Origin of the sequence: Mesorhizobium sp. M7A.F.Ca.US.014.04.1.1 (assembly GCF_003998745.1) — a bacterium.
Classification (GTDB): domain Bacteria; phylum Pseudomonadota; class Alphaproteobacteria; order Rhizobiales; family Rhizobiaceae; genus Mesorhizobium; species Mesorhizobium ciceri.
This window is the reverse complement of sequence record NZ_RZRW01000015.1, coordinates 1-9912: the sequence shown is the minus strand read 5'-3', so window position 1 is coordinate 9912 and position 9912 is coordinate 1. Positions and strand designations below refer to the sequence as shown.

At 62.8% G+C, this 9912-nt stretch carries 15 protein-coding genes; 9 read left to right on the top strand and 6 right to left on the bottom strand.

From position 1 onward, the window contains the following. On the bottom strand, window positions 1–363 hold a 363-nt coding region (locus EOA22_RS38550), incomplete at its 3' end, for a VOC family protein (RefSeq protein WP_245478581.1). A 309-nt stretch (window positions 364–672) separates the two neighbouring features. Between EOA22_RS38550 and EOA22_RS02070 the strand changes: the two genes are divergently transcribed. The 4 genes from EOA22_RS02070 (at window position 673) to EOA22_RS02055 (ending at window position 2843) form a co-directional block, all read left to right on the top strand. Further along, window positions 673–840: a hypothetical protein gene (locus EOA22_RS02070; protein WP_013529241.1), complete on the top strand. Its 168-nt coding sequence runs from the start codon at window positions 673–675 to the stop codon at window positions 838–840. 84 nt (window positions 841–924) lie between these two features. Then, window positions 925–1515, top strand: a complete 591-nt coding sequence (locus EOA22_RS02065; RefSeq protein WP_063169159.1) for a DJ-1/PfpI family protein — start codon at window positions 925–927, stop codon at window positions 1513–1515. Between the two features lie 75 nt (window positions 1516–1590). Next, window positions 1591–1998, top strand: a complete 408-nt coding sequence (locus EOA22_RS02060; RefSeq protein WP_063169160.1) for a hypothetical protein — start codon at window positions 1591–1593, stop codon at window positions 1996–1998. A gap of 125 nt (window positions 1999–2123) precedes the next feature. Further along, a complete protein-coding gene (locus tag EOA22_RS02055) occupies window positions 2124–2843 on the top strand; it encodes a YafY family protein (protein WP_013529238.1) in 720 nt (239 codons plus the stop codon). 62 nt (window positions 2844–2905) lie between these two features. On the opposite strand, the gene EOA22_RS02050 is transcribed toward EOA22_RS02055, so the two are convergent. The 3 genes from EOA22_RS02050 to EOA22_RS02040 all read right to left on the bottom strand — a co-directional run bounded on the left by EOA22_RS02050 (window position 2906) and on the right by EOA22_RS02040 (window position 5399). Further along, window positions 2906–3601, bottom strand: coding sequence for a DUF1013 domain-containing protein (locus tag EOA22_RS02050; protein ID WP_013529237.1), 696 nt, complete (start codon window positions 3599–3601; stop codon window positions 2906–2908). 485 nt (window positions 3602–4086) lie between these two features. Continuing rightward, the gene (locus EOA22_RS02045) at window positions 4087–4227 is read right to left on the bottom strand and encodes a DUF1127 domain-containing protein (protein WP_013529236.1); all 141 of its coding nucleotides are present in this window, start codon (window positions 4225–4227) and stop codon (window positions 4087–4089) included. A gap of 161 nt (window positions 4228–4388) precedes the next feature. Beyond that, complete coding sequence (locus EOA22_RS02040) at window positions 4389–5399, bottom strand: NAD(P)H-quinone oxidoreductase (protein ID WP_013529235.1); 1011 nt, start codon at window positions 5397–5399, stop codon at window positions 4389–4391. 123 nt (window positions 5400–5522) lie between these two features. Here EOA22_RS02040 and EOA22_RS02035 point away from each other — a divergent pair, with 123 nt between their 5' ends. The 3 genes from EOA22_RS02035 (at window position 5523) to EOA22_RS02025 (ending at window position 7350) form a co-directional block, all read left to right on the top strand. Then, window positions 5523–5717 (top strand): DUF1192 domain-containing protein, encoded by a 195-nt coding sequence (locus EOA22_RS02035; protein WP_063169161.1) that lies wholly within the window; start codon window positions 5523–5525, stop codon window positions 5715–5717. 89 nt (window positions 5718–5806) lie between these two features. Continuing rightward, window positions 5807–7054 carry an MFS transporter gene (locus EOA22_RS02030; RefSeq protein ID WP_024502978.1) on the top strand — a complete coding sequence of 416 codons (1248 nt, stop codon included), beginning with the start codon at window positions 5807–5809 and terminating at the stop codon, window positions 7052–7054. Between the two features lie 32 nt (window positions 7055–7086). After that, on the top strand, window positions 7087–7350 hold the full coding sequence (locus EOA22_RS02025; RefSeq protein WP_063169162.1) for a metalloregulator ArsR/SmtB family transcription factor: 264 nt from the start codon (window positions 7087–7089) through the stop codon (window positions 7348–7350). Window positions 7351–7355: 5 nt separating this feature from the next. Here EOA22_RS02025 and EOA22_RS02020 read toward each other — a convergent pair whose 3' ends face one another. Together EOA22_RS02020 and EOA22_RS02015 are read right to left on the bottom strand one after the other, a co-directional pair. Continuing rightward, on the bottom strand, window positions 7356–8012 hold the full coding sequence (locus EOA22_RS02020) for a glutathione S-transferase family protein (protein WP_063169163.1): 657 nt from the start codon (window positions 8010–8012) through the stop codon (window positions 7356–7358). Between the two features lie 94 nt (window positions 8013–8106). After that, window positions 8107–8943 carry an alpha/beta hydrolase gene (locus EOA22_RS02015; protein ID WP_063169164.1) on the bottom strand — a complete coding sequence of 279 codons (837 nt, stop codon included), beginning with the start codon at window positions 8941–8943 and terminating at the stop codon, window positions 8107–8109. A gap of 98 nt (window positions 8944–9041) precedes the next feature. Between EOA22_RS02015 and EOA22_RS02010 the strand changes: the two genes are divergently transcribed. Next, the gene (locus tag EOA22_RS02010; RefSeq protein ID WP_013529229.1) at window positions 9042–9563 is read left to right on the top strand and encodes a helix-turn-helix domain-containing protein; all 522 of its coding nucleotides are present in this window, start codon (window positions 9042–9044) and stop codon (window positions 9561–9563) included. 77 nt (window positions 9564–9640) lie between these two features. Continuing rightward, on the top strand, window positions 9641–9874 hold the full coding sequence (locus EOA22_RS02005) for a hypothetical protein (RefSeq protein WP_013529228.1): 234 nt from the start codon (window positions 9641–9643) through the stop codon (window positions 9872–9874). The last annotated feature ends 38 nt before the right edge of the window (window positions 9875–9912 follow it).

Below are 9912 nucleotides of genomic sequence, written 5' to 3'. Positions count from 1 at the left end.
TTTTTCAAACCCAGGTCCAAAATAACCGCCGATGTCGCCGATCTCTCCTGTTGCCAGGCCTTCGTCGGTCAAGTGTTGCTTCCACCAGGCAAGGCTCTCCTGGCTGCCGACCCTGAGGCTGGTCCGCACGATGCTGTGCGTGCCGCGCCGCTCGCGGCCGACCGGCCAGTCGAAGAAGGTAAGGTCGGTGCCCGGTGTCGCTTCGCCGTCGGCATAGAAGAGGTGGTAGGCCGAGGTGTCGTCCTGGTTTACGGTCTTCTTGACCAGCCGCAGACCCAGCACCTTCGTATAAAAATGAAGATTGCCAGGCGCATTGGCGGTGATGGCGGTCAGATGGTGGATACCTGTCAGTTGCAAGCTCATCGTCGTCTCCCTGCTGTTGGGGAACAATTTTCTCCCTCCATATCAGAACTGCGGTCACCCCGCTGAAGGCCTCGTATTCCGACAGTCCGTCGCCGGAAACTGAACAGCGGCGCCCAGAGCACGTCGTCGCTATGAACAATCGGAAGTCGCGAACCTGCCTTCGGCACCGTTCTATGCGGCGAAAAGCGATGCCTTGCCTGCGTCGCGCGCACTGGTCGCAACTATCGTCTCGCGCCTGACATCCTCCTGACAGACTGCTGTCAGGAGGGGTATGCGATAGTACCTCCATACAGAGAGAGGAGACTGGCCATGAACGGTTACACCATTCTGCGCGGCATGCAGCACTATGTCGGCAAGATCCGCACGATGCGCAACGAGATCCGCACCCAGCGGTTCATGAACTCGCTGCCGGCGGATATTCGCAAGGATATCGGCTGGCCGGACATGTATGCGGACCGTGGCCCTCGGGGCAATTGAAGCCAATTTTTCGACCCGGCGATTGGATGTGGGCGCGTCAACGCCCAGATAACAGGTCCGGTGCGTGAGGATGGGAGCGAGCCTATGCCCGAACAGAAGACGATCGGTTTCCTTTTCATCGAAGGTTTTGCCGACTGGGAGTATGGGCTGCTGGCGGCCTCGGCGGTCGAATGGTTCGGCGCCCGTGCCGTGTCGCTGACGCCTGATGGCAACCCAGTGACCGGGATCAGCGGCTTTCGGCTGACGCCCGATCGATCGGCCGGGGCGGATGAGAATGATGATCTCGACGCCATCGCCGTGATCGGCTCCGATGAGTGGGCCGGCAAGGCACCGCCCGATGTTGCTGATCTGCTCAATGCTGTTGCATCGCGCGGCGGCGTGGTCGGCGGCATCTGCGCCGGCACGCTGGCGCTAGCCCGCGCCGGCCTGTTCGAGAAGGCCAGGCATACGAGCAATGGCCGCGACTGGATCAATGGTCATGAGGCCGGCTATGCCGGCGACAGCCTCTATCAGGATGTGCCGCATGCCATGGCCGACGGCAAAATTGTTTCCGCGCCAGGCTCGGCGCCGGGCACCTTCGCGCTCGCCTTTCTGAAGACGCTCTACCCCGAAAGAGGCAGCGATCTCGCTCGGATGCGAACGCTGTTTGCCAAGGAGTATGCTGAAGCCTCCTGACAGTATGCTGTCAGGAGGGCCGTGCAATGGTGCCAGCTTAGGGCACCCGTGCATCGGCGGTCGAAAGGACGATCGATGAAGAGTTGGAACGACAGACTGAGCACACCAGGCATCAACGGCGTCAAGCCGACGCCGCGCACGATGGCCGATGTCGTCGAAGGCCAGCCTATGCTGGTGCCGACAGCGCGCCAGGTCGATGATTTCATCCGCTCGATTCCCGAAGGCGTCGAGATGGATGTGCGTGCGCTGCGTACAGCACTTGCCGTCGAGCATGGCGCCGAAGTGACATGCCCGGTCACCATAGGCTATCATCTGCGCACTGTTGCCGAAGCCGCCAACGAGGACCTCCAGCGCGGCATGACGCCGAGTGACGTGGCACCGTTCTGGCGCGTGCTCGATGCGAAAACACCGACGACGAAGAAATTGTCCTTCGGCGCGGAGTTCGTCGCCGCGCAGCGCAAGCGCGAAGGGCTGAAACCATGAGGCATGCCGCCCAAAAGTGTTCTGCGGTTTTGGGATAACGGCATGCGCGAAAACACGATGCATGCCACCCAGAGGTGGACCGGTTTCGGGCGGCATGCATAGAGACAACGCCGAGGGACCATACGATGCGCCGCGCCGACAGGCTCTTCCAGATCGTGCAGCATCTGCGCGGTGGCCGATTGGTCACCGCCCAGAAGCTCGGCACATGGCTCGAAGTTTCCGAGCGAACCATCTATCGCGACATTGCCGATTTGCAGTCGACCGGAGTGCCGATCGACGGCGAGGCCGGCGTTGGCTACATGATGAGGGAGGGTTTCGACCTTCCGCCGCTGATGTTCACGCGTGACGAGATCGTCGCGCTGGTCGCCGGCGCCCGCATGGTGCGTGCCTTTGGCGGTGCCGCCATGGCGCGGGCCGCCGACGAAGCGCTGGTCAAGATCGGCGCCGTATTGCCCGATGCGGAGAAAGACCGCATCGCCCGCACCGAGATCCACACACCGATGTGGGTGGTCAGCGACGCCGCCCGCGAGGCGATCGACCTGATCGAGCGCGCGGTCGAAAAGCGCCAGGTGCTGACCATCGACTATTCCGACGAGGCCGGCCGCGGCACCGCCCGCGATATCCGCCCGCTCGGCCTGTGGTTCTGGGGCAAGGTGTGGACGCTGGTCGCCTGGTGCGAGATGCGCGACGATTTCCGCGCCTTCCGCATCGATCGCATCGCCTCGGTGGTCATCGCCGGCCGCATCTTCAAGCCGGAGCGCGGCAAGCAGCTTGCCGACTTCTACCGCGCGGTGGAGCGCAGCGAGGACTATGGCATGGCGCCGGACCGCGCCGCGCGAAGCTGAGACCCGACGCAGTTAGAAAAAAGCCCGCTCGAAGCGGGCTTTTTCTTGGATATCAGACAACCTCACTCGTCGTCGTCATTGTCCGTGTTCTTCGACTTCAAGGCCGAGAGCTTGGCGAACACGGCGTTGGCGTCGAGTTCGGCGTCCTCGTCCTTCGGCTTCTCGGGAGCCGGCACCAACCGCTCGGTCAGGGCCGCCGGCAGCAGCGTGTCGCCGACCGGCTGCGCCTGTTCGCGGCCGCGCGAGGCGCGGTTGACTTCCATGTCGAGGTCGATCTGCGAGGCGAGACCCAGCGTCACCGGGTCCATCGGCTGCAGATTGGCTGAGTTCCAGTGCTTGCGCTCGCGGATCTGCTCGATCGTCGACTTGGTGGTGCCGACGAGACGCGAGATCTGCGCGTCCTTGAGCTCGGGATGGTTGCGCACCAGCCACAGAATCGCGTTCGGCCGGTCCTGGCGCTTCGACAGCGGCGTGTAGCGCGGACCCTTGCGCTTGGATTCGGGCACCCGCACCTTGGGGTCCGAAAGCTTCAGGCGCTGGTTCGGGTCCTTCTCGGCACGGGCGATCTCGTCGCGGGTCAGCTGTCCGGTCATGATCGGGTCCATGCCCTTGATGCCTTGCGCCGCTTCGCCATCGGCGATTGCCTTGACCTCGAGCGGATGCAGTCCGCAGAACTGCGCGATCTGCTCGAAGGAAAGTGCGGTATTGTCGACCAGCCAGACGGCGGTCGCCTTGGGCATCAGCAGCGTATTGGCCATTTTTACAAATCCTTCTCGTTCGCCCGCGTTCCCGCGCGGGCGGTGGTTTAGAGCCACCAAAATGGGAAATTCGCGGTCTGTATAACCGCTCTCGGGTCCTTTCGCAACGTTTTTGGAGCAAAGACCGGAAGCCGTGGGTACTTACCGAAAACGTTCCGCGCTCTTGAACAGAACGACAAGCTGGCTTCGCTGGCGAGTTCCGGTCTTGGCAAAGATCGGTTGAGATAGGGGCACCCCTGTCATGCCGGAGCCGCTGCTTCCATCAGGGTTCGCCCTTGTGAAAGCGCCGAGCCAAGATGCCATGCAGGAAACCGAGGTCAACCCTGCTCGATGGCCGGTATCGGTTGGGACGGTCGTTGATCTCCCGCCCAAAACGACAAAACCCGCCGGACTGGGTCCAGCGGGCTCGGAACCGCGACAAAGTTCGTCTGGTGCGGCTCTGGCTTCCACGGCTTGGGCCCGCCGGAGCGGACCAGGACGTGGCTTTAGATAGCCCTGCGGGCGATCTTTTCGATGTCGGCGCGGTTGATGCCGAGATCGCTGAGCTGACGTGCGTTGAGACGGTTCAGTTCGCGGACGGTCTCGGTGTACATACGCCAGTTACGGAAAGCGCGGATCGGGTTCATGGTAGTCCCTCCAGAATGATGTTCGTTTCGATGGTGCTCAAATAGGCGTCATCGATGAGGACTTGAATGGCTGATTTTGCATAGCAATGATGCAAATGCTGCATTGCAGCATTAAGCTTCTGTTCATCTTGTGGGCAGCGAGGCGCTGACCTCGCGCGCTGTCAGCCTACGTCGAGCACGATCTTGCCGATATGCTCACCCTCTTCCATGCGCTCATGCGCCCGCCAGGCTTCGCTGAGCGGGAAGATCATGTCCATCACAGGGGCAACCTTGCGCGTGCCGAGCAGCGGCCACACCTGCGCTTCCAGCGCCGCCGCGATCGCCGCCTTGAACTCGACGGTTCGCGGCCTCAGCGTCGAACCTGTGTGGGTAAGCCGCTTGACCATGATCTTCGAAAAGTCCGCGCTTGCGACAGCGCCGGCCTGAACGGCGATCTGGACGATGCGGCCTTCGACCGCCGCGGCCTCATAATTGCGCGCCACATAGTCGCCGCCGACCATGTCGAGGATGACATTGGCGCCTTTGCCACCCGTTGCCTCCTTCACCGCGGCGACGAAATCCGCCTCGCGATAATTGATCGCCCGGTCGGCGCCGAGCTTCAGGCAGGCGTCGCATTTCTCCTTGCTGCCGGCAGTGGTGATGACATAGGCGCCGAAGGCGGAGGCAAGCTGGATTGCTGTCGTGCCGATGCCGGACGAGCCGCCATGGACGAGCAGCGTCTCGCCTTTCTTGAGGCCGCCACGCTCGAACACATTGTGCCAGACGGTGAAGTAATTCTCCGGCACCGCCGCGGCTTCGGTGTGGGTGAAGCCGGCGGGCAACGGCAGCACGCTCCCTGCATGGACCTTGACATATTCGGCATAGCCGCCGCCGGGCGTCAGCGCACAGACGCGGTCGCCAATGCGCCAGCGTGATATGTCGTCGCCAAGGGCGGCGACTTCACCCGATGCCTCGAGGCCCGGCAGGTCGGATGCGCCGGGCGGTGGCGGATAGGCGCCTTTGCGCTGCTGGACGTCGGGCCGGTTGACGCCGGCGGCATGCACCTTGATCAGGATCTCGCCGGGGCCGGGCTGCGGCACGTCGCGTGTTTCCGGCTTCAGCACCCGAGGGCCACCCGGCTCCGAGATCGCGATGGCCGTCATCCTTGCCGGAATTTTCTGTCCGCTCGCCATGAGATTTCCCGTCTTTCCTCGCCGTTGTCCGATCGGCTGTTTGCATCGACGCCCCTGCCCTATGTATGCTGATTGCCAAATCAGGCAAATGGCCAATCTGGTCTTGGCGGAGGAGGAGCGACGATGGCGATCTTCGACGACGAACCCAAGAAGAAGGCGCGCCCGCACGAGATCGGGCAGGACCTGTCATTGCTTTCCGTCAGCGACTTGACTGAGCGGATCGGCATCCTGCGCGACGAAATCGCCCGCCTGGAAGCCGAACTCAAGGCCAAGGACACCACCAAATCCGCGGCCGAAGCACTGTTCCGCCGCAGATAGGCGCTCGGGCGTAAAGCCCGCCGCCGAAAAGCCCGAATGCGACTGTCTTCAGACCCAGCGTCCCCGCCAAACCTGAGCCGGATCAACCAATGTTCGCAACCTACCGACCGATCCTCTCGCTGCTTCGCGGCACCGCTTTCCTGCTCGCGGCATCTGGTTTGCATGGGCTGCTTCTGCCCCTGCGCGGTCAGTTGGAAGGCTTCTCGACCGCATCGCTCGGCCTGATGGGCACGGCCTGGGCCGGCGGCTTCGTCACCGGCTGCTTCTTCGCACCGCGCATCGTGCGCCGCGCCGGCCACGTGCGCGCCTTTGGCGCCTTTGCCGCATCCGGCGCCATCGTGGCGCTGCTCACCGGGCTGATCATCGACGAGTATGTCTGGATCCTGCTGCGCGCCTTCACCGGCTTCACCATGGCCGGCGCCTTCATGGTCATCGAAAGCTGGTTGAACGAGAAGGCCACCAACGAGAACCGTGGCACCGTCTTCGGCCTCTACATGATGGTGACTTATGCCTCGATCATGGGTGGGCAGATGATCGTCGCCGGCGGCGACGTGAAGTCCGCGTCGCTGTTCATGATCACCGGCATCCTGTTTTGCCTGTCGCTCATTCCGACGGCGGTCTCGACCGCCTCCCACCCCAAGCCGCTGCAGGATGTCTCACTTGATGTCAGGGGCCTTTATGCCAATTCGCCGGTGTCGGCGGTCGCTTGCGTGCTGATCGGCATCGCCAACGGCGCCTGGGGCACGCTTGGCGCAGTCTATGGTGCGCGCATCGGCATTTCCACGGCCGAGATCGCCCTGATGATGAGCCTTGTGGTCGTTGCCGGTGCCGCCATGCAGCTTCCGGCCGGGCGCCTGTCCGACAAGACCGACCGGCGCTTCGTGCTGGCGGGGGCGGCTTTCGGCGGGGCCTTCTTCGCGCTCATGATCTTCCTGTTCGAGCCACGCTCCGGCGTCTTCGTCATCGTCTTCACCGCCGCCTATGGCGCCTTCGCCTATACGCTCTATTCCATCGCCGTGGCGCATGCCAACGACCACGCGCGCTCGGAGGATTTCGTCAAGGTATCTGGCGGGCTGTTGCTGCTCTATGGCTTCGGCACGATGATCGGACCTTTGCTTGCGGCTGCCCTGATGGGCTGGATGCGCCCGGAAGGTCTGTTCCTGGCGACCGCCTTCGCGCATCTCTGCCTGGCGGGCTACACGCTGCTGCGCATCAGCCGCCGCGCGCCGGTGCCGATCGGGGATCGTGACGCCTTCAAGACGCAGCCGGCCGACCGCTCGGTCACCCCGGAAGCATTGCGGCTTGATCCCAGAAGAAAAGCAGAAGCAGACGGTTGAGATTCGAAAGGCTTTGCCTCACTAATACAGGCATGATGTTTTCCGACGCCTTCATGGCGATTGCCGATCCCAACCGGCGCCATCTTCTGGAAGAACTTCGCCGCGGCCCGAAAACCGTCACCGAACTGGCCGCCGGCTTGCCGGTCTCGCGCCCAGCCGTGTCGCAACATCTGAAAGTGCTGCTCGATGCCGGCCTGGTCCACGCCAAGCCGGAAGGAACAAGGCGCGTCTACACGGTGAGCGGCACTGGCTTCCTCAAACTCAACATCTGGCTCGATCAGTTCTGGGAAACCTGACCCGATCAACCGTTGTTGTAGGGGAAGAACTTGAAGTAGGGCTGCGCCTCCCCGATCACCCGAGCGAAGGCGGGGCGCTGCAGCAGGCGGTCGTGATAGCGCTTCACAGCCGGGTACCTGTCGCCCAACGGCTCGACCTTGTTGGCATAGAACAGCGCGGGGGAGGCTGCGCAATCGGCCATGGTGAAGCTGTCGCCCATCGCCCAGATCTTCGACTGCATGTCCTGTTCGATGATGGCGTAGGAATTGCGCAACCGGTCGCGAGCCTGCTCGACGCCGAACGGGTCGGTCTTGTCGCCGGGGCGCAACCGGTCGCCGACAATCTTCTGCATCGGCTCCTGCACATAGAAATCATAGAAACGGTCAGCTTGGCGGACGGCCAACGCCATGTCGATCTCGGCGGGAACGAGGTCGACCGGCCCCGGATAGTGCGCGGCCAGATATTCGACGAGGATGCTCGATTCCAGCACCGTACGGCCACGCGCATCGTCGCGCAGCGCCGGCATCTTGCCGGCCGGCGAGATCTTCAGGAAGGCCGCGCGCGATTCAGCATCGCCAAGGTCGACGATGACAGGCGTGAACGGCGTGGCGTTCTCGTACAGCGCGATCAACGGCTTCCAGCAGAAGGAGGCCAGCGGATGGAAATGAAGTGTCAGGGACATTTTTTGCTCGTCTGTTTCGTGGATTGTCGGTGGCCGCTACCCTGCGGCACGCCTGTTGCGGTTAGCCTTGTCCGTCAAACCAGCCTATGCTGCTTCAACCGGCTTGGACATGCGCGATGATCGCTGCGGACATCTCGGCCCAGTCGTCCGGATGCAGCTCGTGGCCGCCACCTTCGATGCGAATGAGTCTTGCGCCGGTGACCGTCTCGGCCAGCGCCTCGCCGTGTTCGACCGGAAAGATCGGATCCGCCGTGCCGTGAATGACCAGCAGCGGCGCCGCGATCTCGTGCAGGCGGCCCTTCCAGGCGGCGCCGCCCTTGAGCATGAAATGGTTGGTCGCGCTCAGGAAGCCGCCGGAGCGGTCGTAATCCTGCTCGACAAAGGCCCGTATCCCCGCCGCATCGAATGGATGCGTGGTGCTGGCGATCGCCCGTGCATCCCTGACGATGAAATCGACCACTTGACCACGGTCCGACCAATCGACTTTGGCGCCCTCGGCCGAGTGTTCCATGTAGGCTTCGGTCGTCCCGGGAAGGCCGGATGTGTCGATTCCCACCGGCGAACTGCTGATCACAGTCAGAGATACGACACGCGAGGGATGTTTCAACGCCACAAGCTGCGCGATCATGCCGCCCATCGACATCCCGACGACATGCGCCTTGCCGATGCCGTGGTCGTCCAGAACATGCATTGCATCGTCGGCCATATCATCGAACGTGTAGGGCGGCTCTCCCGGCTTGTATTTCGTCGAACGGCCGGTATCGCGATTGTCGTAGCGGATCACGAACAGGCCGGCACCGGCCAGTTTCCGGCAGAACGCCTCCGGCCACCACAGCATCGAGGCCATCGCTCCCATGATCAGCAACAGCGGCGGGTTCGCCGGATCGCCAAAGACTTCGGATATAATCTCAGGGCGTTCGGTGGTCCTCATCACGCAGTCTCCTCTCTGCAAAACTGATTGCATTTTGCAATCGGTTGCACGATAATAAAACTGCTACGATAATGCAACCGGTTTTGGAGAAAAATCTCATGAGCATGGATCGCCGGTCCGGGTGCCCGATCAATCTGTCGCTGGAAGTCTTCGGCGACCGCTGGAGCCTGATCATCCTTCGCGACATGATCTTCGGCGGCAGGCGCCATTTTCGCGAGCTGCTCAACGGATCGATGGAAGGCATCGCCTCCAACATCCTCGCCGACCGGCTGAAGCGCCTGATGGAGCTGGGCATGCTGACCAAGGCCGACGATCCCTCGCACAAGCAGAAGGCGATTTACAGCCTGACCGAGATGGCGATCACGCTGGTTCCGATCCTGGCCCATCTCGGCGCCTGGGGCCGCGTCTGGCTGCCGGTCAGCGACGAATTGTCGATCCGCGCCGAACTGCTGGAAAAGGGCGGACAGCCTATGTGGGACAAATTCATGGACGAGTTGCGGCACGAACATCTCGGCATGCCGCTCGATACAATGTCTGGCCCTTCTGTCCGCGCGACCTTGCAGGCCGCCTACGAGGCCGTGGTTGCCAGCAAGGCCCTCGCCGCCAGCCCGGCCGCGTAACCAACTTATTTTCCCGTTTTGGGGCCGGCTCTGCTAGAAGAAGCGGAAAATCACAATTCACGGGATTGGATAAGGTCTTGGTTGAGAACTCTCGGGATGCTGCCCGCGCACGCGCCGACCTGCGCTTCAAGAAGCAGGAAGAGGCGGCAACCGTCCGCCAGAAGGCGATGGCCGAATACGCCGCCGAGAGCGACGCCCGCCAGGCCAAGACCAACAAGCTGCGGGCACTGCGTCTCGCCAAGGAAGCGGAAGACCTCGCCAACGCGCCGGCGGAACCCGCCAAGAAACCGGCCCGCGCCAAGAAGAAGTAGCCCAGCCACGTCTGGAGCCATACAAGCGGCAACGCTTA